The sequence below is a fragment of the Sphingobacterium griseoflavum genome (assembly GCF_014653155.1).
GTDB lineage: Bacteria > Bacteroidota > Bacteroidia > Sphingobacteriales > Sphingobacteriaceae > Sphingobacterium > Sphingobacterium griseoflavum.
Genome location: NZ_BNAF01000005.1, coordinates 99944 through 120800, shown reverse-complemented (window position 1 = coordinate 120800; position 20857 = coordinate 99944). Strand labels below are relative to the sequence as shown.

Annotated in this window: 19 protein-coding genes; 7 read left to right on the top strand and 12 right to left on the bottom strand. The window is 44.6% G+C overall.

The window, feature by feature from the left end:
* Positions 1-3: 3 nt before the first annotated feature.
* The 6 genes from IE165_RS07900 to IE165_RS07875 form a co-directional block, all read right to left on the bottom strand.
* Positions 4-1083: an Rv1355c family protein gene (locus IE165_RS07900; RefSeq protein WP_189626069.1), complete on the bottom strand. Its 1080-nt coding sequence runs from the start codon at positions 1081-1083 to the stop codon at positions 4-6.
* 26 nt (positions 1084-1109) lie between these two features.
* Positions 1110-1922 carry a hypothetical protein gene (locus IE165_RS07895; protein WP_189626068.1) on the bottom strand — a complete coding sequence of 271 codons (813 nt, stop codon included), beginning with the start codon at positions 1920-1922 and terminating at the stop codon, positions 1110-1112.
* A gap of 277 nt (positions 1923-2199) precedes the next feature.
* On the bottom strand, positions 2200-3165 hold the full coding sequence (locus tag IE165_RS07890; protein WP_189626067.1) for an FAD:protein FMN transferase: 966 nt from the start codon (positions 3163-3165) through the stop codon (positions 2200-2202).
* Between the two features lie 13 nt (positions 3166-3178).
* Positions 3179-5380 (bottom strand): PepSY domain-containing protein, encoded by a 2202-nt coding sequence (locus IE165_RS07885; RefSeq protein WP_189626066.1) that lies wholly within the window; start codon positions 5378-5380, stop codon positions 3179-3181.
* A gap of 11 nt (positions 5381-5391) precedes the next feature.
* Positions 5392-5868, bottom strand: a complete 477-nt coding sequence (locus tag IE165_RS07880; RefSeq protein ID WP_189626065.1) for a DUF2271 domain-containing protein — start codon at positions 5866-5868, stop codon at positions 5392-5394.
* A gap of 13 nt (positions 5869-5881) precedes the next feature.
* Positions 5882-7381, bottom strand: coding sequence for an ankyrin repeat domain-containing protein (locus IE165_RS07875; protein ID WP_229826438.1), 1500 nt, complete (start codon positions 7379-7381; stop codon positions 5882-5884).
* 261 nt (positions 7382-7642) lie between these two features.
* Between IE165_RS07875 and IE165_RS07870 the strand changes: the two genes are divergently transcribed.
* The 3 genes from IE165_RS07870 to IE165_RS07860 all read left to right on the top strand — a co-directional run bounded on the left by IE165_RS07870 (position 7643) and on the right by IE165_RS07860 (position 9611).
* Positions 7643-8035: a response regulator gene (locus IE165_RS07870; protein WP_189626064.1), complete on the top strand. Its 393-nt coding sequence runs from the start codon at positions 7643-7645 to the stop codon at positions 8033-8035.
* A gap of 38 nt (positions 8036-8073) precedes the next feature.
* Positions 8074-9171 carry a GAF domain-containing protein gene (locus IE165_RS07865; protein ID WP_189626063.1) on the top strand — a complete coding sequence of 366 codons (1098 nt, stop codon included), beginning with the start codon at positions 8074-8076 and terminating at the stop codon, positions 9169-9171.
* Positions 9172-9365: 194 nt separating this feature from the next.
* Complete coding sequence (locus IE165_RS07860; RefSeq protein WP_189626062.1) at positions 9366-9611, top strand: hypothetical protein; 246 nt, start codon at positions 9366-9368, stop codon at positions 9609-9611.
* Positions 9612-9858: 247 nt separating this feature from the next.
* Here the strand turns inward: IE165_RS07860 and IE165_RS07855 are convergent, their stop codons facing one another.
* Positions 9859-10320 (bottom strand): hypothetical protein, encoded by a 462-nt coding sequence (locus IE165_RS07855; protein WP_189626061.1) that lies wholly within the window; start codon positions 10318-10320, stop codon positions 9859-9861.
* Positions 10321-10506: 186 nt separating this feature from the next.
* On the opposite strand from IE165_RS07855, the gene IE165_RS07850 reads away from it, so the two are divergent.
* From IE165_RS07850 to IE165_RS07840, 3 genes are all read left to right on the top strand, one after another.
* Positions 10507-10701 carry a cold-shock protein gene (locus IE165_RS07850; protein ID WP_189626225.1) on the top strand — a complete coding sequence of 65 codons (195 nt, stop codon included), beginning with the start codon at positions 10507-10509 and terminating at the stop codon, positions 10699-10701.
* Positions 10702-11136: 435 nt separating this feature from the next.
* Positions 11137-12660 carry an FAD/NAD(P)-binding protein gene (locus tag IE165_RS07845; RefSeq protein ID WP_189626060.1) on the top strand — a complete coding sequence of 508 codons (1524 nt, stop codon included), beginning with the start codon at positions 11137-11139 and terminating at the stop codon, positions 12658-12660.
* Positions 12660-13577, top strand: a complete 918-nt coding sequence (locus IE165_RS07840) for an AEC family transporter (RefSeq protein ID WP_189626059.1) — start codon at positions 12660-12662, stop codon at positions 13575-13577. The genes IE165_RS07845 and IE165_RS07840 overlap by 1 nt, the downstream gene beginning before the upstream one ends.
* A 241-nt stretch (positions 13578-13818) precedes the next feature.
* On the opposite strand, the gene IE165_RS07835 is transcribed toward IE165_RS07840, so the two are convergent.
* From IE165_RS07835 to IE165_RS07815, 5 genes are all read right to left on the bottom strand, one after another.
* The gene (locus IE165_RS07835; RefSeq protein WP_189626058.1) at positions 13819-14271 is read right to left on the bottom strand and encodes a ferritin-like domain-containing protein; all 453 of its coding nucleotides are present in this window, start codon (positions 14269-14271) and stop codon (positions 13819-13821) included.
* 63 nt (positions 14272-14334) lie between these two features.
* Positions 14335-14802: an adenylyltransferase/cytidyltransferase family protein gene (locus tag IE165_RS07830; RefSeq protein WP_189626057.1), complete on the bottom strand. Its 468-nt coding sequence runs from the start codon at positions 14800-14802 to the stop codon at positions 14335-14337.
* A 27-nt stretch (positions 14803-14829) separates the two neighbouring features.
* Positions 14830-15309: an adenylyltransferase/cytidyltransferase family protein gene (locus IE165_RS07825; RefSeq protein ID WP_189626056.1), complete on the bottom strand. Its 480-nt coding sequence runs from the start codon at positions 15307-15309 to the stop codon at positions 14830-14832.
* Positions 15310-15559: 250 nt separating this feature from the next.
* Positions 15560-16066: a pyridoxamine 5'-phosphate oxidase family protein gene (locus IE165_RS07820; protein WP_189626055.1), complete on the bottom strand. Its 507-nt coding sequence runs from the start codon at positions 16064-16066 to the stop codon at positions 15560-15562.
* Between the two features lie 48 nt (positions 16067-16114).
* Positions 16115-16621 (bottom strand): hypothetical protein, encoded by a 507-nt coding sequence (locus tag IE165_RS07815; RefSeq protein WP_189626054.1) that lies wholly within the window; start codon positions 16619-16621, stop codon positions 16115-16117.
* 121 nt (positions 16622-16742) lie between these two features.
* On the opposite strand from IE165_RS07815, the gene treY reads away from it, so the two are divergent.
* Positions 16743-20849 carry a malto-oligosyltrehalose synthase gene (gene treY / locus IE165_RS07810; protein ID WP_189626053.1) on the top strand — a complete coding sequence of 1369 codons (4107 nt, stop codon included), beginning with the start codon at positions 16743-16745 and terminating at the stop codon, positions 20847-20849.
* The last annotated feature ends 8 nt before the right edge of the window (positions 20850-20857 follow it).

The following is a 20857-nucleotide window of genomic DNA, read 5'->3' as shown; positions in this document are numbered from 1 at the left end:
GTGTTAAAATTTGATAACTTGCGGTAAGATCATATCAACATCGAAGTATCGTCTTCCTGAATCCAATTTTTCTCCCAAAAGAATGCGACGGACAATCTCAGTAGTGATGCCGCCACCTAACACAACGGAAGAAGCTAGTTGCGGCCAAGAACGTAAACTCTTGCCTACCTCCGCAAAAGACTGCTTCATCCGCGGGGAAAGCTGCTCCGCATCGACCAATTGCGAAATCAAAGAAAGACGTTCTTGACCGGTCAAAGCCGCAACATTGTCGATCGATTCCTCTGCAATCAGCCCGTGGAGAATGGGTCGATTTGGTTCTGTATCAAAACGCTCAATATCGACCATACCGCGATCATTTGTTTCCATCACTACCGGGATGCGTTGCCTACGGGCCTCCACCCTACTCTTTAATTTAACTTCTAAGCCATCGCACACCTCCACCAGTACATCTAATTTACCGCTACCTGCAAAAAAATCATCCATGTTGTCTGTGGTCAAGCCAGTATGGAAAAGCTCTACGCGGAGGAAGGGATCAATCTCCGCGATCTCACGAGCGGCAATAACCGTTTTGGGAATGTCCAGATTATGTATGCCTGTTCGAATCCGATTTAAATTACTGAGATCGACATGGTCGTAATCTGCCAACCTCAGTGTTCCGCAAGCCCTTTCCATAGCCATGGTCAATGCGATGGATTGTCCCACAGAGAGCCCCACTATGCCTACGACTTTTGCAGCGAGCACATCCTGCTCTTCTTGGGTGATCTTTTCACGATTCCGATTGGTACGAACCCGTACGAACTCTTCTTCATCCAAGGTATGTACGAGTCGATTGCTCCATGGATAATAAACCCACACACCATAATCAGCTACTGATTTTCCATTTAAATGCTGAACCATGTAATCCGCGAGCTCACGATCATCGGGATTTTGCGCAGGATGGAGCACCTTAATCAAATCTTTTATTTGTGATTCTATGCTATCAAATACCGTTATGTTTAATTTTTTGGTTAATAAAGCGTGTAACCGATCTTTATCTTTTGGATCACCAAGCGAAAATATAACCGGTCGATAAATATGTTCCATCTGTAGAAGGTGTTAGCAAATCTGTATTAAAAAAAATTTATTCCATCACTATGGTCGATATTCGGCCGTGGCAGGTTGCCGTGTAGGCTTTCAATCAGTCCTTTCAAATCCCATTGCTCCATATTTGGGAGCTCCAATTTGTATTCGATTTCAATTTCTCTCCGCCGCAGCTTCTCTATCGCGGTCAGGTTCACTTGATTCCTCATTTGAAAGATCGCATTCCGCTCTTCTTCATCTGCCACGGATAGCTCTTTCACATCCTGCAGGATAAGTGTAGTCGCCAAGAGATCTAGTTTAGGATAATAGAAGGTTCCGTTATTGCCTACACTTGTTTCCAGCTGGTATCCCACACTTTGTGCCATCGCAACCGTGTAAGGGGCGCAAAGCGCGAACAATGAACGGAGACCGACTTGGCTGGATATCGCTACAGCTGCCCTAGTCAAGAAAATACTTCCTACTCCATATCCGGCAATTTCCCGAGAATTCCAAAGGCCACAAACTTCACCGGTGCCGTGGCGCGCATAAGCCCAAACAAGATCAAATATTTTGGGATCCATATTTCCGGTAGCTTCCTCAATAGGCAAGGGCTGCGTCCCTCCTGCAACATGAACCCTCGCACCACCGTAGACATTTTCGCCGTCTAACGACTCGACGATCAAAACAAAGGCAGCTGGGTTATACATCCATTCATCCTTAGAGGAAGTAACTTTTTTTACACCTATCGCAGTTAATACGCGAGCATGCCCTTCTATAAAACGCTCACATGTGGCTGGATCATCAATAGCACGGAAAGCTCTTAATCTCACCACCGGACGGCCATCTTTAAATAGTAATGCCACAGAAATGGTTATTTAGTACGTAATTGAACAACAAATCTAATCAATAAAAACTAAATACCTTAACCATAGGAAAGGATAATTTGACTGGATAACTGTATTTTTTGCAAAATCATCGTTGCAAATACACGGAATTTCATCGACCGAAAAGACAACGCACTAAACATCAAGAGCAAATAGCATTTGTATTATTTTAGTGATGTTGTTACAAGCGACTGGGGTAGCATCATTTATTCGATTAATGTCTTGCATAAACCTATTTTGCAGGATAAACCTTTGCTCATCGAAAGTGTTTTATCCGTCCCGTATCGGTCATCCAAACGGCCTTGTAGGCAGGGAATTGGCGGAGCAGCTTTTCACCGTCTCGAGCGCCTAAAACCATCATGGAAGTACTAAGGCCATTTGCAAACTCAGCTGACGGACCATAGACCGTGACACTGATAAATCCTGACGCCGGGTATCCCGTCTTTGGATTGATGATATGGGCGTAGCGCTTACCATTAAATTCGACGTACTTCTCGTAACTGCCGGAAGTTGCAACGGAAGCCTCTCGCATTTTCAAGATAGCGATCATCTTGTTCCCCTTACGAGGATTTTTTATGCCAACACGCCACGGTTGCTCATCTATCTGTGTCCCCCAAGTAGAAAGATCGCCGGAAGCGTTCACAATACCGCCTTTGACGCCCATACTTTTCAGAAGCGTCCGCCCACAATCTGCCGCATATCCTTTCCCGATCGAGCCGAAGCCAATTTTCATACCTTTTTCGGCGAGATAAATGGTTGAAGCAACGCTGTCCAATATGATGTTTTTGTAATTTACCTTCGCGACGGATTGCCGTATTGCCGCTGCCGCGGGAAGCTCAGTCATGCTGTCGTCGAAGCGCCAAAGGCGATCCATAGCAGCAATACTGATATCGAAAGCACCACCAGAGAGCCGAGAAAATTGCAGCGCTCGCTGCGTCAAGGAAAACAATTCGCGGTCTACCCGGACGGGCTTAATACCAGCTTGCCTGTTCACTTCCGAAACCTGTGTGTGGGGTCGCCATTCTGATATCAGGTTCTCGATCCGTGTTATCTCGGCTGCTACGGTATCAATACACTTCGCTGCCGACATGCTATCTCGCTCCACGACGGTAACTTCAAACCGTGAACCCATCAACGTGAGCACACGCTTGACCGTAACCTGCGCTGAAAGCTTAGCCGGCCAGATCAAGCATAGAAACGCAACGCACATACCAATTCTCATCCTAATCAAACCATTAATAGCAATCCGTTAACAACTGACCATTTTCTTTGAGCGAAGCCAACGATAGGCCAGCATTGGAAAGCACGATTTCATCCAGCAACGATTCGACATCTTTTTGCATGGACAAAGATCCACAAATCATCACCACACCCTGCCTGCGCAACACGTCACTTATAAATACGGCATCGCGCCGCACCAAGTCCATCACATACTGTGGACACTCCTCTCGAGAAAAGGCCATAGCAAAAGAGGTCAAACGACGTTCCCTAATAGCATCATCAGCATATCGCTGGTACTGCACAGCTAATGAATTCCGATACCTGAAACCTGCATACAAATATATCGGTCTTCGATTGCGGTTGCAATTTACCATCCCCAAGAAAGGCGCAATGCCGGTTCCATTACAGATCATGAGTACTCGGGACGCTTTTTTGGGAAAATGGAAAGAAAGATTTTTCACGACACGTGCGCGAATAGATTGCCCAACCTGCAACCGGTAAAGGTAGCTGGAGCCGATACCCTGCTCGTGCAACTTCACGATCAATCGCACATTCCCAAAGTGCTTCCCAATAGAGTAAAACCGTTCTGCCCCCTTATCGTTTGGATATATCGCTAAGAGATCGCCCGATTGGAAAGTCTTCCGCGACTGCAAAGCGAGTGTAATCATAAAAGTCTGGTTATCAAAACCCACATCCGTTTTATCGACCACTTGCAGATCTTGCAGTTGCTCGATTTTTTGAGCATAAACCGCAGGCGATGTAGCCAACCTAAGTAGAGTGGCTTCCGACCAAGCATGTGTCCATTGCACAAATTCATCGGCAGAACGGTCATTAATGGTATACAAAGGCAACTGTCGTACAGCCCATTTCTGTTGCGCTAGCGAGGTATCAACCAAGCTTGCATAACCACAGAAATGTGAATAGGTCCTGGATCCGAAACCCAGCACCGCAAATTGAACCGGATGATCCTGAGGATGAGCCTTAAGCAAGGATAGGAATCTTCGAGCATTGGTTGGCGCATCGCCGAGGCCAAATGTTGCGGTAAAAACAATTAATTTCTCGACACACGGAAAATTTTTGTAACAGTTCATTTCCGCCATAAAAGCTCGGTAGCCAGCCTGCAACAACTGTTGCAGCACCTGATTGGCAAAAAAAAGTGTGCTTCCATTTTCGGAACCTACCAACAGTATGATTTCAGCCCTATCAGCCTCTATAACGTTTTTTATTTTTACACGTGTACGCTTAAAGGTAATGGAGAATCCAGAATATATCAAAAACAAGATGTGTAAGGATGCCAACCCTAATACAATGGCTAGCATGATGCTGGTCCGCCCACTATGCAAATCCAAGCTCCATTTTTCCAAAAGGACATGATATGGGCTTTTCGCCTCGCGAACGACTTTACCGGTCAATTGATCGACGGTTAACTCGACATCTTTCAGTTTTAGGATAAAAAACTCCTCCGGATCACCTTCCACAAAAGGAAACTCCAGTTTCTCTACATCTGCCAGCGACGTCTGCCGAAAAACCGGAAAGTTGTCCAGCGTCTGTTCAGCCACTATACTATTTGCGCTCGCCCCATGTTTCGTGACGGTATTTTCTTCAGAAAACAACCCCATACGCGACATAAAAAGATAGGTTCCCGTGAGCGAGATAAAGAGCAATGGCAACACACTCCACCGTCCAGTCCATACGTGGAAATGCTGTGCAAAACTATCCTTCTTGATCTTTGCAAATAGGTGTCGTAGCCCCTGCTGGCGCTTAAGAAGCAAGATCAGGCCGCTTACTGTGATCAGCAACAACAAGAAAGAGGTAATGCCTACTATAATGCGCCCAGTTTCATGTAAAAAAAGCGAGCGATGCAACGTGGTAACGCCTTGTACAAAGGAACTTTTAGGCGCGATAGGTCCTAGCATTTTGCCGGTATTGGCATCAACAAAGCCCCTTACAGCATTACCGCTCTCGTCAATGGCATCGATAAGGACAAAACCATTATGATCAACAGCTAATGATATAACTTCAGGATAAAGCTCCCGCAATGTGGGAACTACCTCCGCCAAAGAAAGTGCTTCAAGGTTTTTTACTCGGTAATCCGGATATTTTTCAACAATCGCATCGATTGCTAAAATCACGCCCGTGGCAGATAACACGCCTAAAAAGAGCGAGGAGACGATCGCCAGGAATAAATGCGCATACCGCCATATCGATAAGGTCATGCTCTTGGCCGCTATTGGACTTTACTAAGTTTGACGAAACGGATGTAACCCTTTCCAACCGCGCGTTCTGTCATGGCGGCGCTTGTCAATGGAATTTCGACATCTTGGACGTGATATTTCTTTTCCTCAACGGCCGACTCGAACCGAAGCTTGTAACCCTTGTTTAATCTAGACTCGTCAATGGCAAGAGTGCGTACGGCCCTATCCCCGCCGCCGACAGAAGCGCTGGTCACAGCACTTAGCTTTTCCCCGCTTTTTGTCTGGTATTTATACCATTCTTTCAAAGTATTGTACCACTGTTTATCCGGGCCGAGTACCGCCAAGGTCTTTGCATAAGACCCATTTGGATTGATAAGGGATATGATGACATAGGCAGCCTCGCCTTCATAACTGTTCATCTGGATCATGCATTTATAGTTGCTCGTTTGTGCATAGCTTATACTTCCGTAAAGGACAGGCAATACAACCAGTAATAAAAGACTTTTCATGTTATTTATCATGCTATTTAAGAAAATCGATAGCGACTTGATTATTGCTCAAAAACTCATTATCCTTCGCTAAATCATACGCCGTTTCATCAAATTCTGTTTTCAATTCCTTTTTTGCACCGCAGGCTAACAATGCCTTCAACAATCGGTCATCTTTAGCTATTAGCGCTGCCTTATGGAGGGCTGTCGTGCCTTCGCTATCCTGCGCATTGATGTCAGCACCTAGTGCAGCTGCCTTTTTAATCAACTGCATATTCTCTTTAGCAACAGCCACGTGGAAAAGTGAGCTCCCATTGCGCTGCGCTGCCGTGACCGAAAGTCCGCTTTTCTGAAGTAGGTTCAATTTATCTTCGAAATCGTTTCCTGGATCCTGTACGCCTCGAGGCCCTCCGCCTTCTTGTTCACGAAACGAATGAAACCAATGGTAAGCCAAATTATTGCCGTCTTTGTCTAAGACATGTACATCGGCACCATGCTTTAAGAGCATCGACGCGATTTCCGCCGAACCGTTCGCCACGGCTTTTGTCAATGCTGATTCACCCTTCCCATTCTGCACATTGACCTCATCGACATGCGGTAATAGCATTTCGATAAGCGTCTTATCCCGCCCTGCGGCAGCTTGCATCAACGCCGTATTCCCATCATGGTCGGCCCTGTTTGGATCGACCCCTTTTGCTAGGAAATAGTTGATAATATCTATGTTTGGGCGGCGCATCAACGAATGGAGTACAGTCGCACCTTCCTTATTTGTCACGCGAGGATCCAACTTCAACTTTTCCACGAAATACCGGTAGGTATCCAGTCCATTTGTTTTTTGACGCGAGCCTTGGGTTACAAAAAACAGCGCTTGGTTGGTAGGATATACGCCGCGCTTAGCCAATTTTTCAATCAATATCGTATCCCCCAATCTACTAGCATAATCTGCCGCGCTACGGCCGTTCCCATCTTTCATATCAAGAGATAGACCTTTTGTTAAAAAGTAGTCGGTTACAGTTAGATCCGGATCCGAGGCAATACCCAGCATCAACAATGTGGCACCAGCTGTGTAAGTCTGCTTTGGATCTACTCCAGCCTTAAAAAGAGCATCGAATATCGCTGTATTTTTATTGCCTGTTGCCGCCGCATAAGCCGCAATAGCATCACCATGACTATCTTGGTAATGCACATCTGCGCCTTTGGCAATTAAATGTTCTACCAAATCGAGATTCCCGCTTGATGCTGCCCAATGGAGATAGCTACGGCTATGATGCGTTTTCTTTGTTACGCCATTTCCTTCTTGATCAATCAGAAACTCAATCACGTCATTTGGCGCTTTGTTTATAATAGCCATCGTCACAGGATCAAACGATGCCGGATTTGGCAGCGATGGGCTGTTCCCTTTCTCTATTTCAGCCTTGACCGTTAATAATGTAGGACTCGATTTCCAAAAATCGGCATGTAGTAACGTACTCTGTTGCGCTTTCCCCGATAAGGAAGACAATATCCACAACGATAGCAGAACCTTCTTGATCATATCTTACTCTATTTGTATTAAATCTAATTAAATTCAAATATAGTAAAATCCCCATCGAACAGTCATTGGTAGTATTGTTTTATTCCCTAATTTTAGGTTATATTTCCTTATTTATCATTTCTAACTAAAAATTGTAAAGGAGCTTCGCTATCAAATAATATGACAGAAAATAATTGTTCCACTCATTTTTTTGTATAATTGAAGTTTAGAATAGATGGTTGGAAAGTTTTCTATTTAACTAAACAAATATATTGTTTGCGTATGTTGATAAGTGTTGTTGATGATGATCCAGTATTTCAGTTTTTGTGCAGAACATATTTCGCTTATTGTTCCAGCGACATAAAGCTTCTTTCTTTTAGCAATGGAGCAGATGCGCTAGCCTACTTCCGCTCGAATGCCAAGGTAGTAAAAAACATCCCAAAATTGATCTTGGTCGACATTAATATGCCCGAGATCGACGGTTGGGAGATGGTTGATGAGATGGATAAACTACACCTCTTTGAGAACAGCCATATATATATGGTGAGTTCGTCTACAGCAGAAAGTGACAGGGAGATTAGTTTGTCCAAAAAACTCGTGAAGGACTACTTAAGAAAACCCCTTGACATCGATAGTTTCCGACGTATTTTTCAGGAAGCTTTCGGCCCCTCCTAGCTTCGTAAAAAGACCATACTGCATAAAGCGACACATATATGCCATTAAGGGAAATAAAAAGACTCCGTACCCTCGATCGTTTTCTCAGTCTGCAATTCGAAAACGAAAAGGAAGTTCGCGATTTGGTTCGGTTAGCTGCCGAAGTTTGCCACGCCAAAATAGCGACGATCACGATATTGGATAACGTAGCCCCGCACTTCCATTACCTTTGGGGACCGGCACCTGAAGACACTCGTTGGACCGACGCTTTTCGGAACGCGTCCACCGCGAGCCCTTGTGCCCTATTTATCAAGGATACCCTGCTCGATTCAGCGTGGGCAGCACATCCATCTGTGTTGGGTAGCCCTTTTATACGTTCCTTTGCAAACATCCCGTTATTGACGCATGATGCTTACCACATCGGGAGTTTATGTGTGTTTAGTGACGACTTATTGTTGTTCTCTGAAACCCAAAGGTCCATGTTGAACATATTAGCTAAACAAATTATACAATTATTCGAATTGCAGGCCAGTATTATATTGCTGAAGGAGCAGTTGGCGGATATCAGGCTTTATCAAATACGCCTGACATCATTCTTCAACAGCAAGTTAGTGCTGCATTTATTATTGGACACCAATTACGGCATCCTAAGCTACAATGCAGTTTTTCAAGACTTGGTTAAGGAAAACTGTGCAAAGATTCCGAAAGAGGGTGATGATATCCGCGGGTACTTGCAGCAACAAAATGCCGCGACATTTTTAAAGAACTACATGCGGGCTTTACGGGGAAAACAAACTGCCGTTCGTATAGATACGGTGAAAAATAGAGCTTCTGTACATTGGCTCGTGTACTTCGAACCCGCCTTCGACCCGCAAGGTGGCATCATTGGGGTCTCTTGTAATGCATTAGATATTACACAAAAGATCCAGCAGGAAAGCCAGTTGACGCAGCAAAACGAAGATTTACGTCGCGTAACATTCTATCAATCGCACGAATTAAGAAGACCTGTCTCCTCTATTTTGGGCATCGCTGAATATCTATCCGAAAAATTTGGAAAAGATATGCCAGAAGAGATAGCCATGCTGAAGTTAAGTACCAGAGAGCTCGACGAAAAAATTAAAAACATTGTCAAACTGACTGATTTCAAGAAGAAATGAGTAATTCTGTTATCGATCGCCATACCTACGACGCCTCCGTTTAAGGAAAAAAAAGTTTTCTTAATTATTTGAATCTGTAGACATCCGCCGACAAAAAGCGGCATGTTATTTGTTAAAGATTTCCAAAGCCTATGTTTAAACATCAACATCGGTAATAGAAAATCAACCTAGAGTAAGCAAAAGATACGATCAACGTGGAAGCAGTAGAGCTAAAGAATGTAGTCAAGCGCAAAGCAAGTGTGTCCCATCGCATCGCGCAGCAGAAAAAATATTTCAAAATCGGTATTCTGTCGTCCGTGGCTGTTGTCTCTCTGCTCGTTATATACTACCTATATGCCCCTTCTTCCTTTTTATTCTTACTTGGTTTTATTTTTATTTTCAATCTTCTTTCGGTGCTCGGATTGATCTACTACATCCGTATTTTTTTGCGCGAAAGGTAGTTGAAATTTAAGTATTGTGCTGCTGGTTTGGGACACCGTTTGAAGCTAAAAACATTACCTCAACTCCAAAGTATTCCGCAACCAAAAGATCCTTTCCTGGTCGATCAAATTTTTCAACCTGCCGAGTGGCTTGCACATACGATAGTATGAACGTTCGCGAGCGCGCGTACTATCTCCCCCTTTGGTTGGGATACGCTATAGCGTTAAGAATTCGATGATCACCATCCCAACGATCACCGCCGCCATGCTAGAGGTTTTCGAAGGCTGAGCCATCAATCCATAGAAAGGATCGATTTAACACCTGCTCGGGTAAGACATAGTTTTCCAAAAGTTCACGATCTACCTCTTTTTTGAAGGTCGCCAGCTCTGCAGCCTCTACATGCAAGGCTCGAAAAATAGCATCGCCTTCACGGTAATCCAAATCGGCGCACATCATGTTCACCTCTTTTTCATCGACATACTGGGCCGCTTCAGCGGGTGTTAACAACCACAAATTATTGATCACTTGATCAAATTTTTCCATCTCTTTCTGTAGGTGAAACGGAAAATTTTCCAATAGGAAATTTCGATACAAATCCCGATCAGCATGCCGGAGAGCCAAATTACGAACAATCAGTCGCTCCGGACTAAATTCAAAATTAAATTTTTGGGGATTCTCGTAAAACCCGTCTACGGCATTATAACCCCACAGTCGTTCTTTCCATTCCATATAAAAAAAACAATGTTGCAAAGAGAATGTTTTTTTGAGTTTTCCACGAACCAGCAATTGGTCGTCCCGAACCGCAATGGAAACCGGGACAGATAATCGATTTATTTGGTATAGAAATTGTTACGAAGATCATTCCACGCTAAACACGTGAAACAACAAAATGATCATTTACAAAATTTTAAGAACATGCAACAAGGAAAAGTGAAGTTTTTTAATGAAACAAAAGGATTCGGTTTCATTACACCTGCAGATGGTGGCAAAGACATTTTCGTACACTCAACTGGATTATTAGGAAATATCCGTGAACACGACACCGTCGAGTTCGAAACAGAAGAAGGCAAAAAGGGTATTAATGCTAAAAATGTGCGTGTCGTAAGGTAACAGTCATCGCATTTTTAATCCACTATATACTTTAGCGTCCGTCTCCGGTGATTACACTGTCGTGTAAGATAGGAGACGGATTTTTATTATGCTGTATTCCTCGATCCAGCCCGAGCCCGTGGAAATGGCAAAGAAAACCAAGACTAGATCTTCACCCGTTTTCTTCGTACTGAGAGCCTGCTTAAAGACCAAATAAATGGGGTCGGAATCGAATGATGTGTATCCAAATAAATCGCCTATTTACATGGGGCCCACACGGGTCATCAAAGCGAAGTTGTTCGGGGAGCAACCCTTTGGTTCGGGGCACCGATTTTAGCGATCTAAAAGCCAATGACGGCGACCTTAGGTATAACCACCGCAACAAAGAAACAATGTATCGGCTGTTTTTTGCCGTCTGTCTGAACGATGTCCGGAAAATATTGTTCAACGATAGATATGACATATAACAAAAGCACGACAATCGCCATCATTGGTGCCGGCGCAAGTGGCACAGCCTGTTTTTTACAGCTCGTCCTCAAGCACATTGTCCGGAAGCCAGCAAACCACCTGCGACTCATTATCTTCGAAAAAAGGACAAAATTTGGTGAGGGCTTAGCGTTCGGCACGGGGCAAGAAGGACATTTGTTGAATACAAAAGCAGGCTTAATGGGTATCTTCCCGCATGAGCGCATGCATTTTGTACAGTGGATGCATGAAAATCAAGATCTGATCGCTCGTAAACACCCCCAAGTCAGTGTTCATCCTGACGCTTTCCCACCTCGTATGTTGTTCGGAGAATATGTGCAAGACATGTTTGCTACCCACCGCCAGTTGGCCGAGCAACACGGCATTAAAGTGGATCTTGTTTCATCAGAGGTTGTGGACGGCAAGGTGGGTCGAGACAACAAAATCACGCTCATCACCGATAACGACGAAAGCTTTCAAGCCGACTATAGCATTTTGGCAACAGGTAACCCGGCATCCAACAGCTTTACCAAATTGCTAAAGCAACCTAACTTCTTTCCATCTCCATGGCCTTCTAGCCGCCTGCTTAAACACATAAAAAACAAAAAAGCCCGCGTAAGCATCGTGGGCAGCAGTTTAACTGCAATCGATGCATTGATCACGTTAATTGACAACGGGCATGAGGGGCCTATCAGTTTTTTCTCGCTGAAAGGGCTATTGCCACGTGTACAATCTCCGGTAGAAATTCCATATCAACGCCGTATATTGACTCTTGCGAATGTGCGGAAATCAATCCGCGAAAAGGCGAAACCGCTGCGGCTTACGGATCTGATCCGGATGTTTCGGCAAGAAGCAGAGAGCCATTTGGAAAAAAAGTTAAACTGGGTAGCTGAGGAACGCGAACACCGTGACCAGCTTGCTCTATTGGAAGAGGATATCGCTTTAGCTACTGGGAAACAATGTTTGCTACAAAACATCCTGTATTCGCTCCGCGAAGAAACATACCCCATATGGCGACTGTTGCCCGTAGACCAAAAACTGCTATTCTTGAAATGGATAAAACCTTATTTCGATATCAACCGACATGCCATGCCTATAGAAAACGCCATTAAAATCCAAAAAGTATTGCAGTCAGGACAGTTGAAAATCATCGGCAATACCGACGACATCGTGTGGAAAGCCGGTCGCTTTATCTTAACAACTGACGACGGGACGAGCAATGAAGCAGATTATGTGGTTAATGCGTCCGGACCGACCGTCGTGGTCGAGGAAATGATCGATCAACCGTTGTTGCCGAAGCTCTTAAAAAGAGGCTACATCGAACAGCATCCTGCCGGAGGTATATGCGCTGATTTAGAAAGCTTACGTGTCTGCCATGCTAAACGCAAAAGCCCTTCACCGTACTATGTGATCGGGCATCAATTGGCTGGTCTACAACTCGACATCAACGCCCTTTGGTTTAACGTCGAACAAGCGGATATCCTCACCGACGATCTATTAAAGAATATCTCCTAATGGAAGTGCTGCAAGAACTCGCAACCAAAGTGTTGCCACTATATACCTTTATGTTGCTAGGCTGGGCCGTAAAAAAGAAATGGGATCTGAACAGCCGATGGATATCAAAGTCGTTATTATTCGTCTTTATTCCTTTCTTGATCATCGAAAACCTGCTAAAAGCAGATTTGGAAGAAACGGCAGTCATCGGTTCTATTATTTTTATTTTGGCTTTCTCCATGAATTTGCCGGCCATCCTAGGTAAAAAAATCGTAGGAAAGGATTTTGATGGAAATTTAGTTAAAGGTGCTTTTTCTTACTATAACATCGGATGGTTTGGAATACCAATCGTTATGGCCTTATTTGGCGAAAAGCAAATGCCCCTTATCATCAGTGCTTATGTAGGCAATGCGCTATACGGGGATACGATAGGATTTTTCCTCATGTCTAGAACTAAGGGCATCTCCGCAAAGGAAGCCGTGGTTAACGTTTTCAAAATTCCGGCCATTTATGCTTGCGCCGTAGCCATAGGAATGAACGTTGCAAGCATTCAATTGCCTGAACAAGCGGAAGATGTCGCTAATATTGTCAGTTGGGTCGTCTCTTCATTAGGCATGTTCCTGATCGGACTAACATTGGGAACCATTGCGTTTAAAAAAATAGCTTACAAATCGCTCAGTAAGCTTATGGGCCTCCGTTACCTCGCCGGCGCGGTTATCCTCCTCGCCCTTGTGTTTATCGAGAAAAGCTTCGTCGGCGTTCTAGATGAAGACCAAAGCATGCTTATGATCTTGATGGCTAGCTTCCCTATTGCGGCAAATTTGGTCGTATTTGCTTCCTTTCTCGAGACAGAGGAAGAAAACGCTGCAATACTGGTGGGTCTCTCATCTATACTTTCGCTCTTGCTGACGCCTGCACTAAGCTTGGTCCTTTTCTAGCGGCAGCTGAAAATAAAGAAAACGCTGCGTTTGCGATACCACCTATACATGTTGATGTTGCAAACGCAGCGCTATTTTGGCTTCTTTCACGAGATCCTACGAGCATCGTTAAACTTCTTAAAACCCCAGTTAGTGTTGCCGTAAATCTTTTAGCATGATTTTGAACCACTCTTTTCAAGTAACCAAAAAACAAAAAAGCCATGCGCTTTGGCATGGCTTTCACTTCTCCTTTACCCTACAACTATTCCGCTGCGCGCGCTGCATCACGTAGTGCCTTGATTTCATCATGGCCTTCGTTGATCTCGCTAGCCTGTCTCATCACGGTCGACCGAGCTTCACCAGTTAACTCTGCATCCTCCAAAGCGGATTTATACGCAGCCTTGATGGCATCCTCTCCTCGCTCCGCTTCGTTCAAGATACTAACGCGATCGGATCCACCGAACAACGACTTCACATCAATCCAAGCTCTATGCAAGGTACCTGCAACACTATTACCTGTTTCGATATCGCCACCATGGCTCGCAACCAATGCGCTCAATTCTTGGCTAAACTTACGGCTCTGCTCACTGTAGCGCTGAAAAATAGCTTTTAAATCAACATTTTCATCGTTGATGTCTGCTAGTGCTTTCTCAAATCCTGCTACACGGTCATTATTGATCTCTGTCAATTCATTTAAAACTGCTATACTTCCCATATTGATATGTATTATTAAAATGTATTAATTATATATTGTTAATTGTTTGTGTTATTTGTTATATTAAGAACGTTGCAACGTTAATTTGGTTTTATCGGTTGCCAGGATTGCAGCAGATTTAGCCATTTCCTTTTCCGTAACAATAGTACGCAGCCCAGCACTGGAAAACCGATGTTTACGCTTGGTATAGTGCAAAGCAATTCCCTCGTCGATACAATATTTTTTCCCAATAAAATTGCTATTTTCGTACTCCTGTCCCACAAAGCGAACATCAATCGCCAAGGACTGCAGCATATCCATCACATCCCTATCAGATTCGTAAGGAATGATTTCATCCACAAATTGGCAGCCTTCCAATTTGATGAATCGCTCCACCATCGTTTGTGAAGGCGCCATCTCATACCCCGTATCCGACGTATCACTCTTTAAGGCGACAATCAGGTAGTCACAGTTTCTCTTTGCTTCCTCAAGCATGACCAACTGCCCGATATGCAGGAGATCAAATACACCAAATGTTATTCCTATTTTCATCTATTTTCGATTGTCTAAAGCAACTATTTAACCGTTTGCACGCTTCGCAGCAAAATCTCCATTCTCTTTCAGGTTCACGATAGCGGTATCTTTCACTTCCTCCTTCGTTGCGATAATCTTTCTTAACGAAGAACTAGAAAACCTGTTCTCCCGCCGATTAAAGTAAAGTTCGACACCCTTCTCTTCGCAATATGCGCGACCTGTGAAATTTTTGTCCATATATTCATCGCCCAATATGCGCACATGAAATTTAAAGGACCGTAAGATATCTTCCAGATCTTGTTCTGTCGCATACGGTACGATCTTATCGACGTGTTTGCACCCGCGTAGCTGCATATACCGTTCGAAGACAGTTTGTGTAGGCTTATTCTTTTCAGGTCTGTCTAGGGTCGGATCCGTCTGCAACCCACAGATAAGATAATCGCATTGGTCTTTTGCGTCTTCAAGCATTTTAATGTGTCCTGCGTGTAGGAGGTCGAAAGCGGAGAAAGTGATACCTATTTTCATCGTATAAATCTTATGTTTTTCTTCTTTTAATTACAAAAAGCAATTGCGACATGCTTAATCGCCAGCCAAGCGTAGTCTACAAATTTTGTTGCTTGTTTCTGGTGTAGATTGAAAACGGCAATTAATCCAAGAAGTTTTAATTTTATCACTTTATTGTTATTTAAACGGCGAAAACAGGAGTTTCTACGAAGCGCAGCACCTAAGTATGGTATAAACACCGATTTAACGAGTGTTTATACCATGCTGGATATCAAAAATCCAGATCGCCTTGTCGCCCGCTATCATTTTTCTGTCCGGTAACGGCACTGACGGCGACCTTCAACAAGGTGACCAACTTATTTGACTTGTTATCCCAATAGTGTGCCTCGGCTGGCACCACTTTTAAAACACGAATCCTCGGATCATCTTTCCCTTTTTCAAACCACCCCTCCATCATCTTATTCCAGTATTTGTCAATACGTTCTTTATCCCGGCTTACTTCAGCGTGTCCATTGATACTTAAAAAGCTATAGCTGCCTATATCGCTATAAAGTAAACTCGCTTTCTTATCCTGTTCAAAGTGTGAATAGGTATCACTCTCCGTGGAAAATAGAAACCAAATGGCACCTTCATCATCCACTTCCTGCCGGCTCATAGGCACCGCATGTATAAATCCCGTGGCCTGCGGATATGAACCTAACATCCCTATATCCATGGTATCAACCATTTCTTTAAGCTTTGCAATAGCATCTTGTTGTGCTAGATTTTCTGTACTCATCCTATTTTGTTTTATCTGTTTAATCCAATTAATTAAGTCTTTAGCTTTCTACGAGGCCAAACGGCTACGGTAGCGATCCAAGTCGGGAACGCTTAGTATTTGCTGGCATTGGCTGAAATCGATCCACACTTGGCGATAGCCGATCAATTCTTGGGGCAGTACATTGACCTGCACGATGGCGGTCAAGGTTTTGTCCAGCTCAAAAAGCACTTGATCTTCCGGCACGTCTGCCAATTTAAAAATACAGTCTTCGTCATCAATCCATATGTCAGACTGTAAGATATTGATCTTGAACTCATCGACCATTCGTTGCATCGATCTCGGATCAAGAAGCAGCAAGTGCTGAGACACCAAGTCGAATTGTTGCATTTCAACATCGACATTGGCTGCACCGATCGCTAAGAGATGATCATGGTACATCACCCGATTCTTTAACCGCAGCGCTTCGTTTTTACAAAGTAAGGTATCGATTTCCATCGGAAAATTGATGTCTCGAACGTTGTATGATACCCGAAAATAACTGTCGTAATATTGTCGTTTTGTTTGCCACTTCATATACCACAATAACACCTGCCGGGCAAAAAACGTTTTATTATTTTCCGCTTTCAGGAAGCTAAAACTTTAAGCACGGATATTTGTTCTATTTCCGACATAAACACCGCTACAGAAACATCACATGAAAGCTCCAAAAGCGACGTACCGCCTTCAATTAAACAACGATTTTACATTAAACCATTTAGAGCGAGCCATACCATATCTTCAGGCACTTGGCATTGACACCATTTACGCATCTCCAATTCTTCAGGCAGTACCTTCCAGTAATCACGGTTACGATGGTATTGACATGCATGTGATCAACCCAGAACTAGGTACTTTGGATCAGCTGATTGACCTCAAGAAGAAATTAACGGATAGTGGAATAGGTTGGCTACAGGACATTGTACCAAACCACATGGCTTTTGACACCGGCAACCGTTGGCTGATGGACGTACTCGAGCATGGCCCAGCGTCGCGCTATAGACATTACTTCGACAGCAGCCTAAGTGGTGAATGGTTTACCCAAGAACCGTTGATGGTACCTACTTTGGGCAAAAAACTTCAACAGGTACTGGATGATCAGGAAATTCGTATCGTTGAACACGGCGAAAAACTATACTTTCGGTATTTTGATCAGCAATGGCCTTTGTCTACAGTGACTACCAAACAAATCCACGATGATTTTTTAACGGAAAAAAATTCCAGGAAACCGAGTACGTCAAACCAAGCGGGTCCGGATTTCAAGGATTTTTTAGGTCGGCTTACTGCTTCAAAAACCGAACTACATAAACTGCTGAAAGAACAACATTATCGACTTTGCCATTGGCAAGAAACGGATAGCCACATCAACTTCCGTCGATTTTTCACCGTGAACGGCCTCATTTGCTTACAAATCAATAACGAAACGGTCTTTCAAGATACCCATCACCTGCTAAAACAATTGCTTGAGCAGAAAGTGATAGACGGTCTTAGGGTAGACCATATTGACGGTATCTACAACCCTACCCAATATCTGCGTGATTTAAGACAATTGACAGGGCCAGACACCTATATTGTTGCCGAAAAGATTTTAGAACATACGGAGGAACTTCCCGCTAAATGGCCAATAGCCGGTGCTACCGGCTACGAATTTCTTGCCACGGTAAACAATGTCCTGATCGATGTAGACGGCAAAAAGAAATTTACCAAGTTTTATGAGAAGTATGTCGGCAAACAGACCTCCCTGAAAAGACAACAATACGATAAAAAAGCAGCCATACTAACGAAATATATGCAGGGCGAGGTAAAGCACCTTGCCGATGTTTTCGTTCGCCTGAGACTGGATAATGGAGAAAGCCAGCTATCAGTAAAGAATTTGGAGCATGTCATAACCTCGTTCCTCGTCTTGTTTCCAACATACCGAAGCTATGTCGAAGCTTTCCCATGCCCAAAACCGGAATTCGAGGTGCTAGATACGGTATACCGAAAGCTAAAGAAGAAGAATCCGCAGTACCCGCTAGAAGTACGTCTCTTCGCTGCCGCGTGTGAACGCGCTCAATCTGGGGACGACCCGGACTTTTCGGCACGCTATTCGCAGTTTTTCGGACGTTGTATGCAATACACGGGCCCTGCCATGGCCAAAGGTGTAGAAGACACGCTGATGTATACCTACAATCGTTTTCTAGGAACAAATGAAGTTGGAGACCATCCTGCTAACTTTGGTATCGGTGTAGAGCAGTTTCATGCGTTCATGGTCAATCGACAGCGGCATTGGCCCGCTGCGCTGAATACCACCGCAACCCACGACACCAAACGCGGGGAAGACGCCAGAGCCCGTTTACAAGTGTTAACTGCTTGCCCCTCGTTATGGACATCGATGGTCAACAAATGGCATCGGACCATCGCGCAAGAGTTTACAGGCGTAATGCCTTCCTCGAATGACCAATACGCCATCTTTCAAGCTATTTTTGCCTCGTACCCGATGCAAGATGAGCATGACCCGCAGTTTGCGGAACGACTGACTGACTACCTCACCAAATACCTTCGAGAAGGAAAGGAAAATTCTGACTGGGCACAGCCTAACGAACAATATGAGGAAACGGTACACACCTTTGCACGTTTTCTTTTGAAAGAACAGCACGCATTTTTACCAACCATGCGGAAGCTTTTGCATCAACTCCGTGATTTTGCCATGATTCATTCCTTGTGTCAGGTCGTGCTCAAATTTACGTCGCCGGGTGTACCAGATGTCTATCAAGGAACAGATTTGTGGGACTTCAGCTTCGTCGACCCCGACAACCGCAGACCCGTGGACTTCGATAAAAGAGCACAGTTTCTGCAAGATATCAATGCGATGCAGCCTGCTGAACAAGCAACAACGCTGTGGAAGGAACGAGAAAATGGGAAAGTCAAACTTTGGTTGATCAACCGCTTAGCAAGCCTCCGCAAAATGTCGGAAAGCCTGTCCGATAAGGGAAATTATGTACCCTTAAAAACAGCGGGGAAATACCGCGAACATATCCTCGCGTTCGCGCGGCGACACCGCAATAGCTGGACCGTTGTTATACTTCCGTTGCATCTAGCGCGTATCAAAAAGTTGCACAACAGCAAACTGAACGACTTTGATTGGGGCGATACGCGCGTTCTGCTGCCGACCGAAGGAAAAATTTGCTGGAACGACTGCCTGCGGCATACAAAAGGCGAAGGAAACGCAGTATCTATCAAAGCAGTCTTCACGGATATTCCCTTGGCTGTGCTGCAATATGATGTGCCTGAAAAGAAACGTCGCGCAGGGATACTGATGGCCATTAGCTCTCTTCCTGCAAGTTTTGGCATAGGAGATCTAGGCAAGCCCGCGCAGGATTTTGCTCATGCACTGCATAACGCAGGGCAACGGTACTGGCAGGTACTGCCCCTTGGCCCTCTATCCACCGAGCAGTTTTTTTCGCCTTACAGCACCTTAAGTGCAATGGCCGGAAACCCACTTCTTATCAGTTTGGAACAGCTGGCCGCAGCAGGTTTACTAGATGACGGCGATCTACAAAAAAGACGAATGAAATCCAAGAAGCGGGTCAACTACGCAGCGGCTGAAACCCTTAAAAATGAGCTACTCTACCAAGCCTTTGGTCATGCTCGAAACCAAGAGGACAAAGATTTTGATGACTTTTGTATGCAGGAATCTGCTTGGCTGGACGACTACGCCTTATTCATGGCGCTTCGCAAGCATCACCACGACTCGCCTTGGTACCAATGGCCTGACGCCTTCAAAAATAGGGATCCCAAATCCCTCCAAAACTTTATGGCAGACCATAGTACGGACATACGCTACGAAAAATGGCTACAATACATATTTTTCAAGCAATGGCGAGCCCTCAAAGCATACTGTTATCATTTAAATATATCGTTACTTGGCGATATCCCTATCTATGTGGGGCACGATGCCGCCGACGTTTGGGCCAACCCATCCTTGTTTTCGCTAACAGCAGATGGCAAAATCGCCTGTATGGCAGGCGTCCCACCAGATTATTTCAATGCCGATGGGCAAAAATGGGGCATGCCGGTATTTCGTTGGGAAAACCACCAAAAAGATCATTTCAAATGGTGGTTGATGCGCATCAAACAGAATCTTAAGCTATACGATAAGGTACGGTTGGATCATTTCCGCGCCTTCGCTGCCTATTGGCAAATCACGATGCCCGCTGAAACGGCTGTTGATGGAGAATGGATCAAGGCGCCGGGCGTACAGCTTTTTCAACACTTAGAAAAGACCTTTCCGGACATGCCTTTCATCGCGGAAGACCTTGGAGACATTGACGACGCTGTATATGCCTTAAGAGACCGATATCAGCTGCCCGGAATGAAGGTTTTGCAATTCGCTTTTGGAGAAGATATGCCGCAGTCGGTGCATGTCCCCCACCACCATAGTCAAAATTTCGTCGTCTACACCGGTACGCATGATAACAATACAACGGTAGGTTGGTTTAAAAATGATCTACAGGAAGCGGGGCGCAAACGACTTCAATCTTACCTATCCTCGGCCATCTACGCGAAGAATGTAGCTGATTTTCTGATCAAAGCCGCCTATGCGTCGGTCGCCGACATCGCCGTCATCCCCATGCAAGACATCCTCTCTTTGGACGAAAAGCACAGGATGAATACCCCATCCAGCACAGCCGGAAATTGGTGTTGGCAGATGCTGCCTGAAGCATTGAATAAAAAGGTACAGGATAGGTTAAAAGACTACACAACGGCGTACGATAGGCTTTAACACACGGA